The sequence below is a fragment of the Sorangium sp. So ce131 genome, from assembly GCF_051519095.1.
GTDB lineage: Bacteria > Myxococcota_A > Polyangia > Polyangiales > Polyangiaceae > Sorangium.
In genome coordinates, this window is sequence record NZ_CP150455.1 from 413,407 (window position 1) to 437,890 (window position 24,484).

At 71.9% G+C, this 24,484-nt stretch carries 16 protein-coding genes; 13 read left to right on the top strand and 3 right to left on the bottom strand.

Annotation, left to right across the window (positions count from 1 at the left end; all coding sequences use genetic code 11):
- Positions 1 to 16 precede the first annotated feature (16 nt).
- From WMF43_RS01645 to WMF43_RS01655, 3 genes are all read left to right on the top strand, one after another.
- Entirely contained in the window at positions 17 to 1,153 is a 1,137-nt protein-coding gene (locus WMF43_RS01645) for a cellulase family glycosylhydrolase (protein ID WP_437676955.1), read from the top strand.
- A gap of 72 nt (positions 1,154 to 1,225) precedes the next feature.
- Positions 1,226 to 1,765: a DUF2267 domain-containing protein gene (locus tag WMF43_RS01650; protein WP_437676957.1), complete on the top strand. Its 540-nt coding sequence runs from the start codon at positions 1,226 to 1,228 to the stop codon at positions 1,763 to 1,765.
- Between the two features lie 94 nt (positions 1,766 to 1,859).
- Positions 1,860 to 2,468 carry a 50S ribosomal protein L11 methyltransferase gene (locus WMF43_RS01655; protein WP_437676959.1) on the top strand — a complete coding sequence of 203 codons (609 nt, stop codon included), beginning with the start codon at positions 1,860 to 1,862 and terminating at the stop codon, positions 2,466 to 2,468.
- Here the strand turns inward: WMF43_RS01655 and WMF43_RS01660 are convergent.
- Positions 2,446 to 2,949: a GNAT family N-acetyltransferase gene (locus tag WMF43_RS01660; protein WP_437676961.1), complete on the bottom strand. Its 504-nt coding sequence runs from the start codon at positions 2,947 to 2,949 to the stop codon at positions 2,446 to 2,448. The two genes, WMF43_RS01655 and WMF43_RS01660, sit on opposite strands and share 23 nt — an antisense overlap.
- Positions 2,950 to 3,852: 903 nt before the next feature.
- Between WMF43_RS01660 and WMF43_RS01665 the strand changes: the two genes are divergently transcribed.
- Both WMF43_RS01665 and WMF43_RS01670 read left to right on the top strand, forming a co-directional pair.
- A complete protein-coding gene (locus WMF43_RS01665) occupies positions 3,853 to 5,367 on the top strand; it encodes a glycoside hydrolase family 16 protein (protein WP_437676963.1) in 1,515 nt (504 codons plus the stop codon).
- Positions 5,368 to 5,449: 82 nt separating this feature from the next.
- A complete protein-coding gene (locus WMF43_RS01670) occupies positions 5,450 to 6,058 on the top strand; it encodes a YybH family protein (RefSeq protein WP_437676964.1) in 609 nt (202 codons plus the stop codon).
- Between the two features lie 37 nt (positions 6,059 to 6,095).
- On the opposite strand, the gene WMF43_RS01675 is transcribed toward WMF43_RS01670, so the two are convergent.
- Positions 6,096 to 7,979 (bottom strand): trypsin-like serine peptidase, encoded by a 1,884-nt coding sequence (locus tag WMF43_RS01675; protein ID WP_437676966.1) that lies wholly within the window; start codon positions 7,977 to 7,979, stop codon positions 6,096 to 6,098.
- A 719-nt stretch (positions 7,980 to 8,698) separates the two neighbouring features.
- Between WMF43_RS01675 and WMF43_RS01680 the strand changes: the two genes are divergently transcribed.
- The 7 genes from WMF43_RS01680 to WMF43_RS01710 all read left to right on the top strand — a co-directional run bounded on the left by WMF43_RS01680 (position 8,699) and on the right by WMF43_RS01710 (position 22,752).
- Positions 8,699 to 10,114 (top strand): hypothetical protein, encoded by a 1,416-nt coding sequence (locus tag WMF43_RS01680; RefSeq protein WP_437676968.1) that lies wholly within the window; start codon positions 8,699 to 8,701, stop codon positions 10,112 to 10,114.
- 90 nt (positions 10,115 to 10,204) lie between these two features.
- Complete coding sequence (locus WMF43_RS01685) at positions 10,205 to 11,647, top strand: sigma 54-interacting transcriptional regulator (protein WP_437676969.1); 1,443 nt, start codon at positions 10,205 to 10,207, stop codon at positions 11,645 to 11,647.
- A gap of 433 nt (positions 11,648 to 12,080) precedes the next feature.
- Positions 12,081 to 13,733 carry an IgGFc-binding protein gene (locus WMF43_RS01690; RefSeq protein WP_437676971.1) on the top strand — a complete coding sequence of 551 codons (1,653 nt, stop codon included), beginning with the start codon at positions 12,081 to 12,083 and terminating at the stop codon, positions 13,731 to 13,733.
- 21 nt (positions 13,734 to 13,754) lie between these two features.
- Positions 13,755 to 16,469 carry a hypothetical protein gene (locus tag WMF43_RS01695; protein WP_437676973.1) on the top strand — a complete coding sequence of 905 codons (2,715 nt, stop codon included), beginning with the start codon at positions 13,755 to 13,757 and terminating at the stop codon, positions 16,467 to 16,469.
- A gap of 280 nt (positions 16,470 to 16,749) precedes the next feature.
- A complete protein-coding gene (locus WMF43_RS01700) occupies positions 16,750 to 18,411 on the top strand; it encodes an IgGFc-binding protein (RefSeq protein WP_437676974.1) in 1,662 nt (553 codons plus the stop codon).
- A gap of 299 nt (positions 18,412 to 18,710) precedes the next feature.
- Complete coding sequence (locus tag WMF43_RS01705; RefSeq protein WP_437676975.1) at positions 18,711 to 22,157, top strand: protein kinase domain-containing protein; 3,447 nt, start codon at positions 18,711 to 18,713, stop codon at positions 22,155 to 22,157.
- A gap of 100 nt (positions 22,158 to 22,257) precedes the next feature.
- Positions 22,258 to 22,752, top strand: a complete 495-nt coding sequence (locus WMF43_RS01710) for a hypothetical protein (protein ID WP_437676977.1) — start codon at positions 22,258 to 22,260, stop codon at positions 22,750 to 22,752.
- Between the two features lie 64 nt (positions 22,753 to 22,816).
- On the opposite strand, the gene WMF43_RS01715 is transcribed toward WMF43_RS01710, so the two are convergent.
- On the bottom strand, positions 22,817 to 23,098 hold the full coding sequence (locus WMF43_RS01715) for a hypothetical protein (RefSeq protein ID WP_437676979.1): 282 nt from the start codon (positions 23,096 to 23,098) through the stop codon (positions 22,817 to 22,819).
- Between the two features lie 423 nt (positions 23,099 to 23,521).
- Between WMF43_RS01715 and WMF43_RS01720 the strand changes: the two genes are divergently transcribed.
- Positions 23,522 to 24,283: an SDR family oxidoreductase gene (locus tag WMF43_RS01720; RefSeq protein ID WP_437676981.1), complete on the top strand. Its 762-nt coding sequence runs from the start codon at positions 23,522 to 23,524 to the stop codon at positions 24,281 to 24,283.
- The last annotated feature ends 201 nt before the right edge of the window (positions 24,284 to 24,484 follow it).

Here is a 24,484-nt window from a genome sequence, read left to right on the forward strand (position 1 = left end):
GGCCGGGGTAGCCCTCGTGGCGCTAAGCCTCTCGGCGGGATGTGGAGGCGGCGCCGACGACCCGCAGGGGCCGGGGGACGAGGCGACCGGATCGGGCGGGGGCGCGTCGGGCGCCGGCGGGGCGACCACCGGCGCCACGTCCGGCGCCGGCGGCGCCACCTCGGGCGGCGGCGCAACGACGGGCAGCGGCGCCACCTCGGGCACGGGCACCGGCGGCGGGGGCGTCGAGGAGACGACGGGGTTCTCGGTGCGCGGCCGCTTCCTGCACGACCGCTGCGGCGAGAAGGTGCTGCTCCGGGGCGTCAACGAGATGGTCGTGTGGCTGTCGTCGGGGACCGACGGCTTGCCGGAGTTCGAGGAGATCGCGAAGACCGGCGCCAACACGGTGCGGATCGTCTGGCTCACCGAGGAGTCTCCGGCGGACCTCGATGTGGCCATCACGAACGCGCTCTCGCAGAAGCTCATCCCGATCGTCGAGCTGCACGACGCCACGGGGAAATGGGAGCTCCTGCCCACCCTGGTCGACTACTGGACGAGGCCGGACGTCGTCGGCGTGATCAAGAAACATGAGCAGAGCCTGCTCGTGAACATCGGCAACGAGGTCGGCGACGAGGTGGACAACGCGGCGTGGGAGGCGGGGTACAAGCAGGCCATCACCCGGATGCGCGAGGCCGGCGTCACGGTGCCGCTCGTGATCGACGCCTCCAAGTGGGGGCAGAACATCGACCAGCTCCAGGCCGTCGGCCCCGCGCTCGTCGCGCACGACGCCAACATCCTGCTCAGCGTCCACATGTGGTGGACCGACGGGAGCGGGGCCACGATCACACGAGAGCTGGAAGAGTCGGTGGCGCTGAACCTGCCCTTGATGGTCGGCGAGTTCGCGCAGCACGCCGTGTACGAGTGCGGCCAGCACCCGTTCGACTACAAGACCCTGCTCGCCAAGAGCGTCGAGCTCGAGGTGGGGTGGCTCGCCTGGTCGTGGGGCGCCGTCGAGAACGGCGACTGCAAGGACGACGGGCCGTTCGACATGACGACCGACGGGACCTTCGCGGGGCTCACCGGCTGGGGCCGCGAGGTCGCCGTGACCGACCAGAACAGCATCCAGAACACCTCGGTGCGCCCGCGCTCCATCGAGACCGGGGCGTGCAGGTAGGGCGACGCCGGCCAGGGCAAGAGCTGCCGTGGCACGGGGATCGCAAGATCGGCCCCGGCAAGGAGGTCGATCATGGAGTACGAGCGCTTCGTCGAGGAGGTGCAGCGCCGCGCCGGCTTCGAGGGCCGTGACGAGGCCGAGCGCGCGATCGCGGTGACCGCGCGGACGCTGGGCGAGAGGCTGCTGGAGGACGAGGCGGCGGCGATCGCGGGCGGGCTGCCGGGGCCGGTCGCCGCCGCGGTGCGCGGCGCGGGGTACCAGGGCGATTTCGATCGCGACGAGCTCTACGACCGCATCGCCCGTCGCGAGGGCGCGCCGCGCGGCTTTGGCATGGAGCACGCCCAGGCCGTATGCCAGGTGATCGGCGAGGCGCTGCCCGAGGCCGAGCGCCGGCGGCTGGAGCGGCACCTGCCGGGCTGGGCGGACCTCTTCGCGCCGCGCGAGGCCGGAGCGCCCCCGCCACGGCCGGTGCACGCTGCGGCGCCGCCCGAGGTCGGCCAGGGCTCGACGCTCGCGACGGGGCGGCCCGGCAGCCGTCACCCCCTGAGCGAGGCGCGCCCCGAGACGGCGCACGCGGCGTCGGTCGCTCCTCGGCTTCGTCGAGGAAGTTGAGAGGCGTCCTGCGCTGTTTCGGCCACCAGGGTGCTGGACCCGAAGGGGACCGAGCTTGGCGCTCCGGCTGCGCGGTGGCAGGCTGCTGCGCCACATGAGCGACCGTCCAGCCATCATCGACGTGCCGCCTCGCTTCCGCGTGGTCACCGGTCCGTGGGACGCCGAGATCGACGAACGCACCATCGTCCTCGGTCCAAGCCACGCATTCGGCGACGGTCGGCACGAGAGCACGCGGATGTGCCTTCAAGCGCTCGCGTCGTTCGCGCCGCGGGGGGGCTTCCGCCTCTTCGACGTGGGGAGCGGAACAGGCATCCTCTCGATCGGCGCCGCGAAGCTCGGCGGCGAAGCGGTCGGGGTCGACATCGACGACGCCGCGATCGGGATCGCGGAGGGCAACGCACGGCGGAGCGGGGTGGAGGGTCGCGTGAGCTTCGCGACGACGTGGCCGGACGGGACGTTCGACATCGTCGTGGCCAACATCCTCCGCGATGTGCTCACGGCGCTCGCCCCCCGGGTCGTGGCCCGCCTCGCCCCTACGGGGACGTTGATCCTCTCGGGGCTCGTCTCCACCGACGTTCCGGAGATCGTCGCGCGTTATGCGCCGCTCCTCGCCGGAAGCCGGCCGGAGATCTTCGAGCGCAACACGTGGCGTACGCTCGTGTGGCGTCGGACCGGCCAGGTCATCTCCCGGACGTGCTGCTGAAGCACTGGATGTATCCTTCCCACGACCCGCCACGAAGCTCGTGCTCCACGAAGCCGCCGGCCGTGAGCTCGCCGATGACCGCGCGCCAGAAGCGCTGCGCAGGCTGATTGAGCAGCATCTGGCCCACCTCCCATGACCCTGGCAGCGCCTCAAAGACAGCTCGCGCCAAGGCGCGCCCAACCCCAGACCGGCGATACTTCTTGAGGACGAAGAACTGGTCCATCCAGCGCCCCGCGCGGCCCACTTTGACCGCTGTGTCCACCAAGGCAAGCCCAGCGTACTTGCCCTTGACCGTGGCGACGAAGGGGTGACACTGCCCATCGGACCAGTATCGATCGAGCGAATACCCGTACTCGCCATGGAGATCGAGATCCTGGTCCCAGATGTCGGATAGATCGTGCTGGTAAAGCTCGAGCATGCGGGACATCGGCAATCGATCTTCCGGCATGGCGCGGCGCACCTCGACTTCAACGACCGACATGGAGAGACCCTCCTCGCTCCGCCAAACGTCGCGATCCGTTGTGATGCGCGACCTGTCTGCGCAGCTCCGCGTGCGGGCCGCGAACGGCGGCGCCGTATCCACATATTCCCGCGGATACGTCGTGGTTCGCCATGAGGATGTGCGGGCCACAGCGGTTTGCGCCCACGCCGTCGACCGCGGCTCTCTGGGCGTCATCGGCCCCGTCGCCCGCTGACCGCCGCCTTCGCGTGGAGCACCTTGAGCTCCGACCCCACCCCGTCGCGCCGCTCCCATGCATCGTGGAGGGCTAGCCTACCCGACGGCTACCCCGCCTTCAAGGAGACCAGCGCAGGCGAAGATCCGCCGATATTGGTGCCCGTCTACTGGCCCTCGCTGCACGGAAAATCGTTCGCTGCGTGAGCGCGTGAGATCTGCATGGCCTGATTGACGCAGGCTGTCAGCGTGAGCGGAACGAGGAGCCTCGCGGAGCTGCCTGGCGAAGCATCGAGCACGATTTCGTCTCGTCTCGGGGATTGCGGCCAGGCGGCAGGTCTCGGGGGGTGAGCCTGCGGCGGCGCGAGCTGAGCGACGCGCGGCGGGGGACGTGCGGTGATGTGAACCATCCCTCCAGGCGGCCGGGGCGGGGCGCGCTCGGCAGCGCCTCTGGCCACCCAACCCGGGTCGGGTCGCGCTCGCGCTCACCGGGCGAGCCAGCCGCGGCTGCTGCACTATTCCAGGACAACTTGGGTCGATTTCCTGCGTGACCCAACGAATGACGTGCGCTGTCGTCGATTCGAGTCCATATGGACTGACGTCGCCCCGACGAGGGGCAACATCCTCCGTGAACGGGGCGCGCGGGGCCACAGGGCTCGTCCGCGCCGGTCGCCGAAGGAACCGAGAACAAGGATACGAGACGGCAGGAAAATGACCATTCGACTTCACGTCAAGCGCTGGACAGCACCTCTTCTGCTCGCGGCGATGGCCCCCGGGTGTGGTGTGCAAGAGGACGACATCGCGGCATGGGATGACGAGGGCATTCTCGATCAGGCGCATCAGGCCGCCACCGGCGTGGACCCGGGGGAGACGCTCCTCGTCGGCACCGAGGCCGTCGCCGGCACGACGGTGTCGCTGAACGCCGGTGTGGTCGACGCCCATCCGATCGCCGCCGTCGCGTCGGGGACCGTCGCCAAGCTCAAGGTCTACATCGACGCCACCAACACGGCGACGTCCATCCGGCTCGGGCTCTACGCGCAGTCGAGCTCCGCGCCGGGGGCGCTGGTCGCCTCGTGCAGCATCCCCAGCGTCACGAACGGCGGCTGGAACGAGTGCGCCGTCTCCGGCGGCGCGAGCGTCGCCGCCGGGGCCACCTACTATGTCGCGGTGCTCTCGCCGTCGGGCGGGAACGCCGTCAAGGCGCGCAGGGCCAGCGGGACGAGCTCGGCCCGCTGGAAGGCGGGGCAGAGCGCCCTCCCGAACCCGTACGGCACACCGGGCGGCACGTTCTCGGCGGGCCTCCTCTCCTTCACGGCCGTGGCGGCGAGCGCCGCGCCCGACCCGATCACGACGATCAGCTGCCCTCCCGGCTACACCGAGGTCTTCCGGGACGACTTCGACGGCACCAGCGTGGACACCACGAAGTGGAACGTCGCGAACCAGAACTCGGGCGAGGCCGAGTACATCCGGCTCACGCACATGCTGGCGGCCAACGTCTCGGTCTCGGGCGGCACCTTGAAAATCGCCTCAAAGCGCCATTGCAGCGACCCTTACCCGACCGTCTCGCCCGAGCACCCGGAGCAGTGCGGCGGGACCAACTACTACTCCGGCGGCCTGGTCACCGGGAAGACGGGCTACGCTGCGGGCAAGGGGATGATGATCTTCCGCGCCAAGATGCCTTCCCCGACCCCGGGCTACTTCCCGGCGCTCTGGGCCAGGAACACCCACTCGTGGCAGACGAACACGTACGGCGAGCTCGACCTCATCGAGAAGTGGTGGGACCCGCTCAGCAAGGGTGTCCACGCGGACGACGACCTGATGGCGCAGACCACGTGGATTTACGACGGCGTGAACACCCCCCAGACGACGGGGAACGTCTTCGGTCCGTATGCCGGGTCCAGCACCGGATTCCACGTGTGGGAGGCCGAGTGGGACGCCACCGTGACCCCGGCGACGTTCAAGTACTACTACCGCGACACGCCCACCGCCACGCGTCACCTGATCCGCACCGTCACGTACAACTCGGGGTGGAGCCGGCCGATGACGGACGCGCTGATGAAGGCCGCCATCAACGACACCGGGTGCAGCCCCGGCAGCTGCGGCTTCCGGCCGTATGTCGACTTCGCCGTCCAGCCCGACTCGACGTACCACGTGAGCCCGGACACGGCGGCGACGTATGATCCGACCGACCTCGAGGTCGACGCCGTGATCACCTGCGACGGGTAGCGTGCGCCCGCCGTGGGCCGCCAGCCGCGCCGCGCGACGCGCCGCCATTGACGCCCCGCGCCGCCTGCATCTAATGGCACGCATGCACCGCGTCCTCGCCACCGCTGCGCTGCCGCTCCTCCTGCTCGCGTGCGCTCCGGCCTCGCCGCCGCCCGCCGCGCCGGTACAGCCCGCGCCGGCGGCGGCCGAGCCCGCGCCGGCCGCGCCGGCCGCGCCGCCCGCAGCGGCGGCGGCGCCCGACGCGCGCGCGCAGCAGGCGTTCGGGGAGCAGCTCGTCGCCGCGTTCAACGATGCCTGGAACCGGCACGACATGGATGCGTTCGCTGCCCTGCAGGCCGAGGACGCGGACTTCGTGAACATCTTCGGGATGTGGTGGCACGGGCGCGCGAGCATCCGGGAAAACCATGCTGGCATTCACAAGACCGTCTTCCGGCAGAGCCGCCTCGAGAGCGTGCGTGTCGAGACGCGCTTCGTCGCGCCGGACGTCGCGGTGGTCCGCTGGGCATGGGTGCTGACAGGGGTCCTCACGCCCGACGGCCGGCCGGTGCCCGACATGCAGGGCATCCTGGTGCACGTGGCGCGGCGCGAGGGGGACAGGCTCCAGATCGTGACGACGCAGAACACGCAGGCGACCGCCGACGCGTTCCGCGTGGTGCGCGGCACGGAGCCGCAGGCCAAACCAGCCCAGTAGCGACGCGGCCCGGAGCGCGCGCCGCGCCGGAGCGGGCTCAAGGCCGGTTCAGGAACAGCACCTGATCGTACCCGCGCGCGGCGAAGTCCCCGACGCGCAGCACGTCCCGCGCGTCGTGCCAGCCGTGGAGCGACGCGCTGTAGGCCCAGCTCTCCAGATAACGGACCTCCGCCCCGGGAACGCCGTCCCGGAAGTCCGCGATGAGGACGTGCCCTGGCGCGCCTCCCGTGTTGATGAACATCACCTGATCATACCCCCGGCCCGTGAAGTCGCCTGCCAGCTGGAGGTCGCCCGCGTCATGCCAGCCGTCGAGCAAGGGGTGGTCGCCCCGGAGCTCGCGGTAACGGGCCTCCGCCGGGGCGGCGCCGTCCCGGAAATCGGCGACGAGGACGCGCTTGGTCCCGCTCCCCTTGTTGAGGAACAGCACCTGATCGTACCCTCGGCCCGCGAAGTCTCCCACGAGCTGGAGGTCGCCTGCGTCGTGCCAGCCGTCGAGCAGGTTGCTCCGGCCCCAGTCCTCCCGGTACACGGCCGTCGCGGGCGCCGCCCCGTCGCTGAAGTCCGCGATGAGCACGCGGCCCGGACCGACGCCGTTGTTGATGAACATCACCTGATCGTAACCCCGGCCCATGAAGTCGCCGACGAGCTGGAGGTCGCCCGCGTCGTGCCAGCCGTCGAGCAGGGTGCTCTCGCCCCAGCTCTCCGCGTAGCGGCGGGTCGCCGGGGGAGCGCCGCCCTTGAAATCGGCGATGAGGACGCGCCCGCCCGTGCCTGCCGTGTTGATGAACATCACCTGATCGTAGCCCCGGCCCGTGAAGTCGCCGACGAGCTGGAGATCACCTGCGTCGTGCCAGCCGTCGAGCAGCGCGCTCTTCCCCCAGTCCTCCCGGTAGCCGACCTCCGCCGGCGCGGCGCCGTCGGAGAGGTCCGCGATGAGGACGCGCCCGCCGTTCGCGCTCCGGTTGAGGAACAACGCCTGATCGCGGCCGCGGCCCAGGAAATCGCCGGCCAGCTGGACGTCCCCGTCGTCGAGGAAGCCGGCGAGCAAGGCGCTTTGCCCGCGGTCCTCGCGGTAAACGACGCTCGCCGGCGGGCTGCCGCCCGCGAAATCGGCGACGAGCGCGCGCCCCTCGGCCGACGTGAGCCGCTTCAGCGTGGGAGAGCGCTCGACGAGGCGGCTCATGCGCATGGCGCTGTTGCCGTCCACCACCCGCGCGCCCGTGGTGCACCCCGCGCTCGTGTGCACCCCGACGAGCAGGCCGTCGGCCGAGAGCACGCCGGCGCCCGAGCTCCCCTCCGCCGTATCGGCCTGGTGCCGGAACCAGTTCGCCCCCGCGGCAGAGGCATAATCCAGCACCGGGCCCGCATGGATCACCTTGGGCACGTGCGCCGGGTGCTGGATCACGACGGCGAGGCTGCCGGCCGCCGGATCGACGGCGGAGATCGGCGTGGACCCGAAGCGCAACCCCGGGCTGCCCGCGAGCCTGACGATCGCGTAGTCCCAGCCGACCCCGTTCTCCTGCTCCACCACCTCGACGACCTCGTGGTCCTGCGTCGGGCGCCGGGTGCCGTCCGGCGCGTTCTGGTAGTTGAAGCGGACCTTGTGACCGACCTGGTACTCGCAGTGGCCGGCGGAGAGAAAGAGGTCGTTCGAGATGAGCGTGCCCGAGCACCCCACGCCCACGTGGTACCCCACGGCCCCCTGACGGTCCGCCACCCATTGCTGCGATACCCCGAGGCTGCCGTCGTAGCGCTCGACGTCCTGCACATCCCAGCTCGGGCCGCACTGCGACTCGAGCCGCCTCGTGTCCACGCGCTCCGGGGGGAGAGGCGCCTCCGCCTGCATACACGACGCGAGGAGCCCCAGGAGGGGGACGGCAGGGAGGAACAGGCGCGCGCGCGCCGGCTTCGATAACTTCATGGCAAGACCTCGTGCCCGCAGGCAGAGAAAGGAAGTGAAGTCGTTCCCTGTTCGTCGCTGCTGCGGCGAACGGGATCCGTGGACCCCACGGCCGCCCGCCGCGCGCGGGACGCGTCGGGGGGGCCGCGCAAATGGGGCGGAAGGCCGCCGCAGGCCAGGGGCCGCGCTGCCTCGAGACCGCCTCCTGCGTAGTGAATGCTCCGAGCGCGCCGGTCCTTCGGCGCATTGGCACAAAATCGTCGCCCCGCAGGCGAGGGGAGCGGGGCGCCATTCTATCAGGTGTGGAATTGCACAGCGCGGTGGTGATGAAGGAGGTGTGGAGGTGCGCGCTCGGCACGAGGGGCGAGCGCTGGCGGCACGACCTGGGAGCCGCCGGCGGACCACCCCGGCGGGACGGCGCAGCAGGCCGGGTGCAACACGGCGCAACGGGTGCAACAGGCGCCGCAACGGGCGCAACAGGGCCGCGGAGGCCTCGCGCCGGCGCCACCTGGACCTCGGCAGCGGCGCGGGAGACGACGCCGGCGGCCGCGCTCCAGGGCATCATGGCGGAGGGCCTGGGGCGGGGGCGGGTGGTACGGCGGTTGCGTAGCGCTCGGTCGTGACGTGCGGGGCCGCGCAAGGGGCGCAGCAGACCGCGCGCCACGGAGCGCCCAGCGACGCGGCCCGGACCGACGGCGGCGGCGCGCCCGCCTGCGGGGCCGATGAAATGGGAAGATGTGATGAACACCTCTGCTTCGTGGATGAAGATCGTCTCAACGCTCCTTTTCTGCGCCACCGCGGGCGCGGCCGGCTGCGCCTCCGCGGGGGCCGACGACGGGTGGACCGAGGACGGCGCGCCGCCGGAGCTCGTCGACGACGCGCCCGCGCCGCTGATGCCCCGGAACAGCATGTCGCCCGAGGCGCTCTCCGCCGAGGCGCTCGAGGAGAACGAGGGCCTCATCATCCGCCTGGCCACGCACCCCCTGAACGACGCCTCGCTCGAGGAGTACCGCGAGACCGCCGAGCTGAACGACAACGCGCGCGCGTTGCTGGAGTACACCGTCTCGTGCGCGCTTGATCCAGCCGAGCGCGTGCTCGGCTCGCAGGGCGAGCTCGGCCTCTGCGGGGCCGAGTCGCCCCTGAACTGGGCCGATCATGCGCCGAGCAAGGACTGCCTCGAGCTCGTGTCCGCCTGCGTCCTCGCGCGCGTGAACGCCGTCGGGCGGGCGGTGCGCATCTCCACGCGCAGCAAATACGACGGGATCCCGCTGCGCGCGCAGGTGCCCGTCGAGACGGAGTACCGCGACCCCGCGCTCCCGGCGATCAGGAGCTTTTCCTGGGCGAGGTCCGGCGCCGCCCAGGGGAACCCCGCTCGCAACCATGGCTGGATCAGGCGCTTCGTCGGCGTGTGTGCCCCCGGGCGACCGGTCGTGCTGCGCCAGAACCCCGCCGCCGGCGACCCGCTCATGGTGCGCGTGTGCAAGGGCATCCACGGCTGCGACAACGTCCCGCCGTGGCCCTGGTACTCGGGCTTCATCGCCGAGGGCGCCCTGAAGAGGGCCGACGATGCTCGCGCGTGGAGCTTCGCCACCACCCCTGCGCTGGGCTTCACCTGTCCTGCTTCGGACGTCCCCGGCGCGTCCTCGTTCTCCGTGATGGTGGCCTCGCCCTCGCCCGATCCCTCGGTGCGCCCTGCCGCCGGCGCGGACGTGATCCTGGACGCCCCATCGCGGTTGGCCGGCGCGAGGTACCCCGCGACCGAGCGGGAGGTGTTCACCTTCCGGGAAGGCGCCTTCTACGGAAACCTCTTCGCGATCAGGAACGCGACCTCTGCCCCGCACGGCCTGGAGGTGGTCCCGAACCTCCAGTACGCCTGTTACAGCGACATCTGGTCCAGCCCGATGGCGCACTTCGCCGACAGGCTGTGCGCCGGCGGGGACACCGGCTGCTTCGCGAACACGCCCGGCGCCTGCCGCCTGAACCCTCCGGGAGAGTCCGGTCGCGACAAGCTCTGCCTGGGAGAGAATGACGACAGGAGCTACTCCGCCTGCGCCGGCCCCGAGGGAGGGGCGGCCTGGAAACACGTGGTCACGGTGCTCCTCAACCACCCATGCGACCTCGCCGACGATCTGGTCACCTGCCAGGTGGAGCAGTAGGCGTACGGCGGGCCCTGGGCCCCGCCGCGCGGGCGGCGCCGCGGCGCCGCGAGCATTGACCGCGCCCGCCCGGCTCTGTACCCAGGACGCGTGGCAGGGCTCGAGAGCAGCACCCTCTCCGTCAGCCGGGGGCCGCAGGCGCCGGACGGAGGCCGCACGAGCGCGTTCCTGTTCCTGGTCCTCGAGAGCCACCGGCCGCTCGCGCCGCCGGCGCGCATCGCCCTGCACGAGGTGGACGAGGTGGCGATCGGGCGCGGCCCGGCCCGGAAGATCGAGCGGGTCGAGCCGGCGGGGGGCGGCGCGAGCCGGCGGCTCGACGTCCGCCTCGACGATCCGTGGCTCTCCTCGAAACACGCGCGCATCGTCCGGCTCCTCGGCCGCTGGGTGGTCAAGGACTGCGGCTCGAAGAACGGCAGCCTCGTCAACGGGGCCCCGCTCGGGCACGCGGAGCTCGCGGACGGCGACCTCATCGAGCTCGGCCGCACGTTCTTCATCTTCCGCGAGGCCCTGCCGTACCCGCACGGCGCGCCGGCGCTGCTCGAGGCCGCGCCCGCCGCGGCGCCCGCGCCCGGGCTCGCGTCGCTGCTGCCCGCGCTGCTCGACGTGTTCGAGCAGCTCGCCGTCGTGGCGCGCTCCGCGATCCCGGTCCTGCTCCAGGGGGAGACGGGGACGGGCAAGGAGGTCATGGCGCGCGCGATCCACGCGCTGTCGGGGCGTACGGGCGAGCTCGTGGCCGTCAACTGCGGCGCGCTGCCGCGCGAGCTGGTCGAGGGGGAGCTGTTCGGGTACCGCAAAGGCGCGTTCTCCGGCGCCACCGAGGACCGCCCGGGGCTCGTGCGCAGCGCCGACCGCGGGACGCTCTTCCTCGACGAGATCGGCGACCTGCCCGCACCCGCGCAGGCCGCCCTGCTGCGCGTGCTCCAGGAGCAGGAGGTGCGCCCCGTGGGCGCGACGCGCCCCGTCCACGTGGATCTGCGCGTGATCGCGGCGACGCACCGCCCGCTCCAGCGCCTCGCCGCGGCCGGCGAGTTCCGCGCGGACCTGCTCGCGCGGCTGTCGGGGTACACCATCGCGCTGCCGCCGCTCCGCGACCGCCGCGAGGACCTCGGGCTCCTGCTCGGGGCGCTGCTCGAGCGCGCGGCGCCGGAGCGCGCGGCGCACCTGGAGATCCACGCGGGCGCGGCGCGCGCGATGCTGATGTACCGCTGGCCCGCCAACGTGCGCGAGCTCGCGCAGTGCGCGACGACCGCGGTCGTGCTCGCGCAGCGCGGCGCGATCGAGCCGGGCCACCTGCCCGAGGCGGTCGCGCGCGCGGCCGAGGGCGAGGGGGAGGGCGGCAGGGACCAGGAAGAGGGCGCCGCCGAGGGCGACCTGCGCCCGGAGGACGGCGCGCGCCGGGAGGAGCTCGTGGCGCTGCTCGGACAGCACCGGGGGAACGTCACCGCGGTGGCGCGCGCGATGGGCAAGGCGCGGATGCAGATCCAGCGCTGGCTCAAGCGATACCGGATCGACCCCGAGCAGTTCCGGCGCTAGGTACGGCCTTTTGACAGATAGGGACGGTCCGCCACCGCAATGCCGCCAGGCGGACGATTCTGCTGTCAGCGCACGACCCGACGTGTCCTCTGGGCTGCTGCGCGCACCGGCCGCGCGGGCCGACGGCGGACCGTGCGTTTTGATGAGGGGACGCGAAACCGGGCCGCCCACCCGACGTAGGTCTGCTCACGAAACAGGAGCCGCAGCACGTTCCGTGGACGGCTCCTCCTCCAGCAGCAGGCCCTTGTCCAGATCACGTCGCTCGCGCGACGCCGTCGCGCTACTTCGGTCGGCGCCCCATGGGGCCCCAGCGTCGCCGCCCGCGACCCCCTCGAGGAGCCTACTCGCCTCACAAGGCCCCACTCACACATCAAAGAGCCTCATGGTCAGCCATCTCCGCTCTCGTCTTCGTCGTAGCCTGGGCCTCTCCTCCATGATGTTGCTCGCCGGAGCCTGCGCCGCCGAAAGGACCCACGATGCCCCCGCGGGCGGCGGCGGCGCCGCCGCCGCGAGTGCAGGCGGCGGCGGGGGCGACAGCCTGAGCGGCCTCGGCGGCAGCGGCGGGGGCGACGGCCTGAGCGGGCTCGGCGGCAGCGGCGGCGCGCCCGGCGTCGACGACGATCCGCAGACCTGCGCGGACGCCGCTGCGCGCAAGTCGTACATCGGTTGCGACTTCTGGCCCACGGTCACGGCCAACCCGGTCGAAGAGATCTTCGACTACGCCGTGGTCGTCGCGAACGCGGGCCGGGAGACGGCCGAGGTCACGGTCACGCGCGCCGGGGCGTCCGTCGCGGCCGCGGAGGTCCCCCCGGGCGGCCTGGCGACGCTCTACCTCCCCTGGGTCTTCGAGCTCAAGGGAGCGTTCAGCTACGACGGTTGTTCCGGGCTGGAAGATGGTGTTCCGAGCAGCGTTCGCGCCGTCGGTGGCGCGTACCATCTGACCTCGACCCGGCCAGTCGCCGTCTATCAATTCAATCCCATAGAATACGCAGGTCAGGGCGGACCGCCCGGAAAAGACTGGCAGGTCTGCCAGGACAGGTTCTGCTTCGACGACACGCCAGCGCTTTGCTTCTCCTACTCGAACGACGCGTCGCTGCTCTTTCCTTCCACGGCGATGACCGGCAATTATCGGATCACCAACTATTCGACGCTCTCGAACTACAGGTCGGGATCCGTCTTCACGATCACCGGCACCGAGGACGGCACGAACGTCACGGTCAAGCTCTCGTCGAGGGCCATGCTGGCGGCGGCTGGCGGGATCCCGGCGACGGGCCCTGGAGGATCACTTGACCTGTCCCTCGACGCGGGCGATGTGGTCGAGCTCGTGGGGGGCACGGGCACGGACCTCGGCGGCAGCCTGGTCACGGCCACGAAGCCGGTCCAGGTCCTCGCGGTGGCTTATTGCGCGACGGTCCCGAGAGATGTGCAAGCCTGCGATCATCTCGAGGAGTCGGTGGTCCCCGTCGAGACGCTGGGGCGGCGCTATGTCGTGGCCGTGCCGACCGGGCCTTCGGGGCAGCTCCCCGGTCATGTCGTCTCCCTTTACGGCAACTTCGACGGCACGACGCTGAGTTATCCGTCGGGTCGCCCGCCCGGCGCGCCGACGACGCTCGACGCGGGGGACGTCGTGGAGCTCGGCGTCGTGACGAACAATTTCGAGGTGATCGGAGATCACGAGTTCGCCGTCAACTCGTATCTCCTGGGCGCGGCGCTGATCGAGCCGCTCGTGCCGTCGGGCAGCCAGAAGGGCGATCCGTCGCAGACCGTCGTCGTCGCTGTCGAGCAGTACCGGCACAGATACGTGTTCCTCGCTCCGCTCGACTATGACGAGAGCTACGTCGATATCGTCCAGCCTCCCGGCGCGACGATCCTGCTCGACGGTGAGGAGGTCCGCGAGCCTTTCAGGCCGATCAGCGCCGACTTCGGCGTCGTGCGCGCCAAGCTCGGCCCCGGCAACGCCGGGGCTCACGCGCTCACGGCCACGTCGCCGGTCGGCCTCCAGGTGATCGGCTACGGCAGCTACACGAGCTACAATTACCCCGGCGGCATCGACCTCAAGCCCATCGCCCCTCCTCCGCCCCGTTGAACCATCGTCGTGCATCAACATATGAAACATTCACAGCAGCGATTTCGAGTTACAGGCGCGCTCGCCGTGCTCTGGGTCAGCGTCGCCCTCCTCCTGCTCGCGTCGTGCGCTGCGCCCGATGACGCCCCTCCGGAGGCTTGTCCCGCCTCGCTCTCGTCGTGTGGTGGGACGTGCGTCGACCTCCACACCGACGCGGCGCACTGCGGCGCATGCGACGCTCGCTGCGCTGCTGGACAGACATGCGAAGCCGGCGTCTGCGCGGGCGACGGCGGCAGCGGCGGCGGTGGTGCTGGCGGCGGCGGTGGTGCTGGCGGCGGCGGTGCTGGCGGCGAACCGTGCGACCCGGGCCGCACGAGCTGCGGTGGAACCTGCGTGGATCTGCAGAGCGAGGCGCAGCATTGCGGCGCCTGCTACTTCGCGTGCAACGACGCGCAACACTGCCGTGAAGGCCAGTGCACCTGCCCCGACATCGAGGTTCAAGACCTCGGGACGGCAGTGCCGCCGACGATCACCGGCACCACCGCGGGCGCGCCGCTCGCCGACGACCTCCGCTGCGCAGGACCCGCCCCGCAGCGCGCGTTCCAGTTCACGGTCCCCCCTGATGGCGGAGGAACCTATCGCTTCGATTCCAGCGGCTCCAGCGCGAACACCGTGATCGGCTTGATCGACGGCAACAGCTGCGGTGAGCTCGCCTGTCGCGACGACCTCTCGGATGAGTCCCCCAGCTTCAGCGTCACCCTCACCGCTCACCAGGTGGTCCGCGTCGTCGTCACGAGCACCCAGGGCGAGGACTCCGACTTCGAGATCGCGATCAGGCGGCTGTACGCTCCGGTCGCCTCGTCGTGTTCGCCGCTGGACATCGGCTCCACCGTGCCGCAGACGGTGACCGGCAGCGTCGCCGGGATGGGCGACCTGGCCCACGAGCTCTGCGGACTGGCGCCGCCGGGGAGCACCGACGTGAGCTTCACGTTCACGCCGCCCCACGACGGGACCTATGTCTTCGACAAGACCGGATCCTCCGCCGATGTGGAGCTCGCGGTCTACCAGGAGAGATGCGACGATCCGGAGCGGTTTTACGGTTGCAGCACGGAAGAGGACCAGCGGCGCGTCATCCTGGAGCTCCCCGGAGGAGTCCCCTTCGTCGTCCTCCTGGACGGCTTCACGGGCGGGGCCGGAGAGTATTCGCTCACCATCACGGAGCGGCTTCCCCTGCCGTGTCCGGCGGTCGACCTCGGCTCGACGGTCCCCCAGACGGTGAGTGACGTGACCCTGGACCGCGCCTCGCTGGACGTCGACCCCAGCTGCACCGACAACGGGGCATTTATATCCGTGGCGTCCTATCAATTCACGGCGCCCGCCGATGCCACTTACTCCTTCAGCGCCTCGATCAGCCCCTACGACACCTGGAACGGCCCTGGCATCGTCGTGAGGGACGGCGCGTGCTCCGGTCCGGAGCTCGACTGCGTCGCGCCCAACATCCAAGCTCGACCGTCCGAGGTCTCCCGGCGGCTCGCGGCCGGCCAGACCGTGGTGGTAGGCGTCACGTGCTACAGCGACCTTTGCCGGCACTCACTGTCCATCACGATGTCTGCCGAGCCGCCGTGCCCGGAGATCGACCTCGGCTCGACGGTCCCGCAAAGCGTGACCGGGACCAGCTCGGGCCCCAGTTTTGTCTCCTCGACCTGCTCGATGGAGGGACGCGACCCGATCGGCCCCGAGAAGACCTTCCGGTTCACGGCGCCATCGGACGACACCTACGTCTTCGACACGGCGGGATCGGACTGGAACGTGCTGACGGTGCTCGACGGCGGGGACAGTTGCTCGGGGGCCGTGCTCGCATGCAACGGCGACCTCCCTGCGACGCGGACCGAGCTGCCGCTCCTGGCTGGGCAATCCGTGACCGTCATCGTGGACTCGGTGTTTTACATCTCGAACGGGGTTGCGCTCAACATCTACCGTCGCGATGACGTCGGGTCCTGCGCTTCTCCGCACGATCTGGGCTCCACGGTCCCACAGACCGTGGTGAGCAGCAGGAGGGTGTTGTATGATGAGGTCGACCCTAGCTGCAACCCGGGCGCGGGGACGTCCGACGAGGTCTACGCCTTCACGGCGCCGACCGACGGCACCTACCTGTTCTCCACGTCCAGCAACACGTCATGGTACACGACGCTGTCTCTGCACGACGGCGGCTGCTCGGGCACCGAGCTTCGATGCGCGGTGTCGAGCTCGACCGCCGGCGGCACGGCGCGCGCGTGGACCATCGTCGCGCTCACGGCCGGTCAGACCGTCAACGCCGTGGTGAGCTACAGCCGTCTGCGGTTCGATCTGCCGGACGACCTCCCGTCGCTCACGATCGAGAGCGCCTCGACCTCTGGCACGTGCTCCGCGCCGATCGAGCTCGGCTCTGCCGTCCCGCTGTGGGTCCGTGGAGACGCGACGCTGAACGCTGATTCCATCCCCGCGCCCTGCAATCGGGCGGCCGGGCCTCACCCTGACGTCGTCTATCACTTCACAGCCCCGGCCGCGGCCACCTACACGTTCAGCGCGGCCAGCTCGTTCATTTCCCCGGTCGTCCACGTGCTTGAGGCCGATTGCGCTGGCGCCACCCTCGGCTGCTTCAGCGCCTCATCCTGGCTTGCCGAGGGGGCCATCACGCTCGCGGCCGGTCAGGTCGTCACCATCGCGGTGGAGGGGCGGGACGACGGTTCCGGTCCCTTCACGCTCGACGTTTTCTAGCCCTCGGCGCCCCTCCGGTGTTCCAGGCGCACCGTCTCGAGCGGGCTCCGTCCTGCGCTGTCATCCGTGCAGGGCTGCCTGATTCGCCGGCAAGAAATCGATCGATCTCATCACCATTTCAGAGAGTGCAAACGCTGCGCGCGAAGCCCACGAGCTCCGTCGTTCAAGGTAACATCGAGCGGCCGGGAAGGTGCACAAGGCCCCTCTCATACTGTCAAAGAGCCCTATGAACATGCAATGTTTATCGCTTCTTCGTCGTAGGCTGGGCCTCTCCTCTGCGATGTTGCTCGCCGGCGCCTGCGCCGCCGGAAGGAGCCCCGAAGCTACTCTGGGCAGCGGAGGCGCCACCGTCACCAGCTCGAGCGGCGGCGGGGTCGACAGCGTGTACGGATCCGGCGGCGACGGGGGCGCTGGCGGCGCCGATATCGGGCTCGGCGGCGCCGACATCGGGCTCGGCGGCGGCGCGCCGAGCACCGATGACGATCCGCAGACGTGCGCGGAGGCCGCTGCGCGCAAGTCGTATATCGGCTGTGACTTCTGGCCCACGGTCACGGCCAATCTGGTCGACGAGATCTTCGACTACGCCGTCGTCGTCGCGAACGTGGGCCAGGAGACGGCCGAGGTCACGGTGACGCGCGCAGGAGCGTCCGTCGCGGCCGCAGAAGCCCCACCGGGCGGCCTGGCGACGCTCTATCTCCCCTGGGTCGCACGGCTCAAGGGGCCGTATATCGTCGACCGTTGTGACGAAGGGCTCGTCAGTGATTTCGACAGCGTTCGCGCTGACGGTGGAGCGTACCATTTGACCTCGACCCGGCCGGTCGCCGTCTACCAATTCAACCCGCTCGAATATGCAGGGCGGGGCGGACCGCCCGGAAAAGACTGGCAGAGCTGCCAGTCGGTCATCTGCGACGGGATGGAAGAGCCTTGCTTCTCCTACTCGAACGACGCGTCGTTGCTCTTTCCTTCCACGGCGATGACCGGCAATTACCGGGTTACCGCCTATTCGATGCATCGGCGCGGGGCGCCGGGATCCATGTTCACGGTGACCGGTACCGAGGATGGCACCGACGTCACGGTCAAGCTCTCGTCGACGGCCCAGCTGGCGGCGGCCGGCGGGATACCCGCGACCGGCCCCGGAGGGTCGTTCGACTTCTCCGTCGATGCGGGCGATGTGGTCGAGCTCGTGGGGGCCGCGGGCGCTGACCTCAGCGGCAGCCTGGTCACGGCCACGAGGCCGGTCCAGGTCCTCGGGGTGAACCGTTGCGCGACTGTCCCGGTGGGCGTGCTCGCCTGCGATCATCTCGAGGAGTCGGTGGTCCCCGTCGAGACGCTGGGGCGGCGCTATATCGTGACGGTCCCGACCTCGCCTTCGGGTCAGCTCATCGGTCATGTCGTCTACCTTTACGGCAACGTCGACGGCACGACGCTGAGTTATCCATCGGGCCGCCCGCCCGGCGCGCCGGCGACGCTCGGCGCGGGGGAGGTCGTGAGTCTAGGAATCGTGCAGAGCAACTTCGAGGTGATCGGAGATCACGAGTTCGCCGTCAACTCGTATCTCCTGGGCGCGGGGCTGGTCGATCCGGGGGTGTCGTTGGGCGTCGAGAAGGGCGATCCGTCGCAGACCTTCATCGTCGCCGTCGAGCAGTACCGGCAGAAATACGTGTTTCTCGCGCCGCCCGACTACGACGAGAGCTACGTCGATATCATCCAGCCTCCCGGCGCGACGATCCTGCTCGACGGCGAGGAGGTCCTCGACACGTTTCGGAGGATCAGCGCCGACTACGGCGTCGTGCGCGTCAAGCTCGGCCCCGGCAACGCCGGGGCTCACGTGCTCACGGCCACGTTGCCAGTCGGCATCCAGGTGCTCGGTTACGGCAGCTACACGAGCTACAACTACCCTGGTGGCCTCAACCTGAAGCTCATCGCCCCTCCCCCGCGGTAGGCGTTCATCCACGCGTCCAGCGCGCACCCCGCTCTCCCCGCCCATCGCCGACCGCATCGCCGCGGTCGCCCGGCGGGGCGAGGCGACGCCGTCGGCAGGCTCCGTGGAGGCGGGAGCCGTGGCCCAGCGAGGGCTCACCGCTGCGGTGCTCGGCGCGGGCCTGGGCGGCTCCGCGCGCCGCGGCGGCGCGCGCCATGGGCGAGGCGCGGACGCAGATCCAGCGCTGGCTCAAGCGATACCGGATCGACCCCGCGCGGCTCCGGCGCTAGATCGCGGCCTCGGCCGGAGGTGCGGGCGCTGTGGTCCCAGGGACGCTGATCGCCGATCGCTATCGCGTGGTGCGGCGCCTCGGGGCGGGCGCGATGGGCGCGGTGTACGAGGCCGTCGACACCGAGACCGACCGGCGGCGCGCGCTCAAGGTGATGCACGCGCACGCGATCGAGCGCGCCGACCTCCGGCGGCGGTTCGCGCTGGAGGCGCGGGTCGCGGGCCGGGTGGACAGCCCGTTCCTCGTCGACGTGCTCGACGCCGGGGTCGACCGGGCGACGTCGACGCCCTTCCTGGTGATGGAGCTCCTGGAGGGGGAGACGCTGGCCCGGCGGCTCGCGCGCGGGGGGCGCTGCGCGCCCGCCGAGGCGCTCCGCTGGCTCGGGCAGGCGGCGCTCGGGCTCGACAAGATGCACCGCCTCGGGATCGTCCACCGCGACCTGAAGCCGAGCAACCTCTTCCTGGAGCGGCGCGAGCACGAGGCGCCGCGGCTCAAGATCCTCGATCTGGGCGTCGCCAAGGTCCTCGACGCCGGCGCCGGCCTCGAGTCCACGAGCGCGGCGGGCACGCCGGTGTACATGGCGCCGGAGCAGTTCCGGGGCGGCAAGGTCACGCCGGCCGCCGACATCCATGCGCTCGGGATGATCGCCTTCACGCTGCTCGTCGGGAGCCCCTACTGGCAGGACGAGGCGGGGCGCGGCCAGGACCCGATCGCCTTCGCGCTGGCCGCGTCCGAGGGCCCCCCGGAGGCGGCGACGGCGCGGGCCGCGCGCCGGGGCGTCGCGCTGCCGGCCGGGATGGATGGGTGGTTCGCGCGAGCGACGGCCGTGGATCCTGCGGTCCGGTTCGCGAGTGCGATCGCCGCGGTGAGGGCGCTGGCCGGCGCGCTGGGAGAGCCAGGCGAGGAGCTTCCTCTCGAAGAGGAGTGGCCCGCGCCGCAGGCGTCGGGCGAGGGCGAGGGCGAGGGCGCGACCGAGGATGGGGATCGCGAGGGGCGCGAGGGCGCGACCAGGACCTTCGAGGCGGACGAGGACGCAACCGAGGACGGGGACCACGAGGGCGAAAAAGGCGCCGCCGTTCCTGGAGCGCCCGGGGTCGTTCCTGGAGCGCCCGGGGTCGTTCCTGGAGCGCCCGGGGTCGTTCCTGGAGCGCCCGGGGTCGTTCCTGGAGCGCCCGGGGTCGTTCCTGGAGCGCCCGGGGTCGTTCCTGGAGCGCCCGGGGTCGTTCCTGGAGCGCCCGGGGTCGTTCCTGGAGCGCCCGGGGTCGTTCCTGGAGCGCCCGAGGTCGTTCCTGGAGCGCCCGGGGTCGTTCCTGGAGCGCCCGGGGTCGTTCCTGGAGCGCCCGAGGTCGTTCCTGGAGCGCCGGGAGCCGCCGAGTCCACGGCGCCGCCTCGGCCCGGCGCGCGGGCGCGGCGGCTGCTCGGGCTCGGCGGCACGGCCGCGGCGCTGGGCGCGTTCGCGCTCGCCGCGTCGCTCGCCGCACCGCGCACGGCGCCGCCCGGAGCGGCGCCCCCACGCGCCGCGCCTCGCTCGCCCCTCGACGCGCCGGATGCCGTGCTCGCCTGCCCCGTCCTCGAGGCCGCGGGCGTCGACGAGCCGGCGGGCTGGCTCGGCGCGGCCGCCGCGGCGACCGTGTGCGAGCGCGCGCGGATCCTCCTCGGCGGCAGCACGGCGCGCACCCTGGTGCCGGCCGAGCTGATCGCGCTCCCGCGGCAGCCCGTGGACCGGTTCCCGCTCGACCCGTACGCGGCGCCCGACGCCCGGGCGCGGTCCGTGGAGGCGGCGCGCCGCCGCGCCGCGGCGTACGTCGACGGCGAGGTCGCCCGCGATGGCGCGGCCTTCCGCGTCGCCCTGCGCCTGCACGCGCCGGACGGCGCGGAGCTCACCCGCGCGCAGGGCGCCGGGCGGGCGCTGTTCGAGGCCGTCCGCGAGGCCATGACCCCCATGGTGGCGGCCGGGCACGTGCCCACGGCGGCGCACCTCGACCCCGCCGTCGCGGAGTTCTCGCGGGCCGGAGACCCGGACGGCGCCCTCGCCCTGCTCGATCTCACCCTGGCCATGGTGCACAACGCCGGCGGGGTCCCGGAGGAGTGCGCGCGGGTCGAGGCGCGGAGCGGCGCGCTCGCGGAGATGGGGCCGGGAGAGCGCCACCGGTGCGCCTTCGTCCTGGGCCTGCCCGCGCCCGCGGTCGCGCTTCCGCCCGCCGAGGCGGCCTCGCCCGGCGCGTTCGCGGCGCGCGCGCGGATCGAGCAGTTCGCCCACCGCGTCGACGGTCCGGCGCTCGCCGAGGAGGTCGTGCGGCGGCTCGAGCGGGAGCCGTCGTCGTGGGGGCGCTCGACGCTCGCGTCGACCGCGTCGTGCCTGCTCCAGCCGTTCGACCCGGGCCGCGCCGCGGAGCTCTCGCTCCTCTCGGTGCAGATCGAGCCGAAGAACCCGACCGGCGAGTTCTGCGCGCCCTGGGTGCAGCTCGCGACCGTGACGCGCGGCACGGCGAACGCGGAGAGCGCCCTCCGCGCGATGCAGGCGTGGGCGCCCTGGGACGGCTACGCGTGGCTGCTCGAGGAGGCGGGGCCCGGCGACGCGGGGCGGGCGCTCGCGTTCGCCCGGCGCGCCTACGCGCTGTCGCCGCTCGACGCCTACGTGGCCGACGTGCTCGCGAGCCGGCTGCTCGCGGGCGGCGCGCGCGCCGAGGCGCGCGGCGTCGCGCTCGCGCTCGCCGCGGGCGGGTACCCGAGCCAGAAGGTCGAGAGCGAGCTCTTGCTCCTCCGGGTCGAGGCGAGCGAGGCCCGCTTCGGCGCCGCGCTCGCGCGGGCGCGGCGGGCGATGACCCCCGCCGCCGACGACGCCGGGTGGGTGCGCGTGCAGCGGCTCGAGATCGCCTGGCGCGCGCTGGAGCTCGGCCTGGTCCTCGGCCGGGCGGGCGAGATCGCCGACGCCGCCGTGGAGCGCCTGCTCGATCCGGAGCCGCCGCCGCTCGCCGGCGCCCACCACATCGACGTCCCGCTGCGCGTCGCGGCCCTCTGCGCCCACGCGACGGCGGCGGCGTCGCGGCGGTGCTTCGCGCGGCTGCGCGCGCTTCGGCCGCGGCTCTCGGGGGGCATCCTCCCGGGCACGGACGCGTTCACCGACGGCGCCGAGCGGTACGCGCGCGGGGACCACGCGGGCGCGGCGCGGGCGTGGCGGCCGCTGCTGCGGGATCCGGGGCCGTTCGCGGCGGTGATGGCCGACGCCATGGTGGGCGTGTTCGAGCGGACGGGCGAGGTGGAGCCCGCAGCGCGGCTGGAGGAGGCCGTCGCGCAGGGCGAGCACCAGCTCGGCGGCGCGAGCCTCGCCACGGTGCGGGCGGCGCGCCGGGCGGCGCGGCGGGGCAAGCTGGACGAGGCGCGCGCGCTGGCGAGGCAGGTGATCGAGGCGTGGGCCGTCGCGGATGAGTCGGTGCCGGCGGTCGGCGAGATGCGGCGGATCGCGCGGGCGCGGTAGGACGGAAGCGCTGGTCCTCGCGCGGTCGTGCCGGTGTGCCCGCACGCGAGGGGATCGTGCTCGGGTCCCGCGCGGCGCTGGAAGGGGTAGGATCCCGCGCATGCACCGCGCTTCCAAGATGATGATGGGTACGGCGATCGCCCTCGCGGCGGCCGCGGGCGGATACCAGCTCCTGAGCTCGCGCGGGTCCGACGCGAAGACCCTGGTCGGCCGCGCCTGGATCGAGCGGATCCCGAGGAACGACACGGACCACGTCCAGCTCGTCGCGCTGCTCGCCGACGAGCCGCTCGGCATCTTCCAGCGGCAATCCAACTACGAGGGCTCCTACGCGCTGTTCCGCTACGAGCTCCGCGGCGACCGCAAGGCGCAGCTGCTCTTCCCGCAGGACAAGTCGAAGCACGAGGTCGCCTTCGACGCGCGGCCGTGCGACGTGGAGGGCTTCGATTACTGCCTCGACCTGAGCGGCGCCCCGCGGGGCGCGGCGAAGTACTACAGCCGGAAGGGTTGGGAGATCGACGCGAGCGACGCGCCGGCGCTGGAGAGCGCGCTGCGGGCGATCGGCGAGGAGCTGCTCGCGTCCCCGCCGGAGCCGTGATGGGGCAGGGGGGCGAGGGCGCGATCGAGCGCTCAACGACGCGCGCCCGCGCGCGCCGCCCGCGTTACCTGCTCGCGCACATCGTGATGTCCCCCGCCGACTCCCCCGCGGCGAGGTTGGGCTTCCAGCTCGGTCCCCAGATCGTCAGCTCGCCGCCGCTCTGCGTGTACTGCGCGTTGTAGAGCGCGGTGATCGTGCCCGTGGTCGGCATCGTGAGCAGCGGGTTGTTGACGCCGTTCGTGGTGCCGTAGTTCACGAGCCAGAGGATGGTGCCGGGCGCACACGCGGCGGTCAGGGCGCCGGCCGCGATGGCCGCGAGCAGCCACCCACCGCGACGTGTCGTCATGAATTCATGTGTCGTCGATGGTTTCATGGTTCCTCCCTCGATCATGAGAGCTTCGCGACGTGAGCGGCGGCGGAGCAGGGGAATGCTCCGACTCCTGCTCATCCCGGCGACCCGAGCCCGAGGTCACCGGGGCGCCCTGACCCTGCTTTCCAGCACGAGCAGGGCCGTCGGCGACGGCGGTCAGCGCGGACGGCGATCGGACGATTCGACAGCAAGATCCGGAGCGCGGCGTGTTCCCGCGAGGGCTAACCTCCCTCGCGGCGCGCAAGCCCGAGGACAGCCGCGCAAGCCGCGGATGACGCCGTCGCCCTGCGCGGCGACGTCGAGGCCGTAACGACCGAGCTGCCCGACGGCTGCGCGCCCGCGTCCCGGTCTCGTCGGGACGCCGAACCATGGACGATCGATCCAGAAAGAAACCGAACCATGACCAAGCGACTTGAGGGGAAGGTGGGCATCGTGACCGGCGCGAGCTCGGGCATCGGGCGAGCGACGGCGGTGGCGTTCGCTCGAGAAGGGGCGAAGATCGTCGCCGCCGGACGGCGCACCGCGGAGCTCGAAGCCACGGTGCAGGCCGCCGCGAGGGGAGGTGGGCAGGCCTTCGCCTGGACCGCCGACGTCACGAAGGAGGGCGACGTCAGGTCTCTCGTCGACTTCGCGATGGAGAGGTTCGGCCGCCTCGACATCGGGTTCAACGCCGCGGGCGGGACCTTCGGCGGCGCGCTGACGCATCAGCTCGACGAGGGCGTCTTCCGCGACTGGCTCGACGGCTACCTGGTGAGCGCGTTCTTGTCGACCAAACACGAGATCGGCGCGATGTTGAAGTCGGGCGGCGGCAGCGTCATCAACGTGGGCACCTTCGTCGGGCACACGAAGGCGTTGCCCGGGACTGCGGGGTACGCCGCCGCCAAGACCGGCCTCATCGGCTTCACGCGCACCGTGGCCGCCGAGTACGCCACCCAGGGCGTTCGCGCCAACGTGCTCATCGTCGGGGGCGTCGACACCCCGATGTTCCGGCTCTGGAACGACACCGACGAGAAGCGCGGCGCCGCCTCGCAGCTCCACGCCATGAAGCGCATTGCGACGCCCGAGGAGATCGCGAACGCGGCCATCTTCCTCGCGAGCGGAGAAGCCTCGTTCATCACCGGAAGCGCCTTCGCCATCGACGGAGGCGTGTCGCTCGTGTAGGTGGGTAGGGGGGCCGGGGGCGGCGCGCTCCAGCTCGCCTGTACGGCGGCGCTCGGCGCGCCCGCCCCCAGTGGCGCCTCCACCTCCATCCGGTCGCCGGGCGGGCCAGATCCACGAGCGGCGAATTCGAAGGCAAGACCCGGAGTGCGGCGCCTTCCGGCGGGCGCTAACGTCAACGCGTGACCCGGAACGATCGCCGGG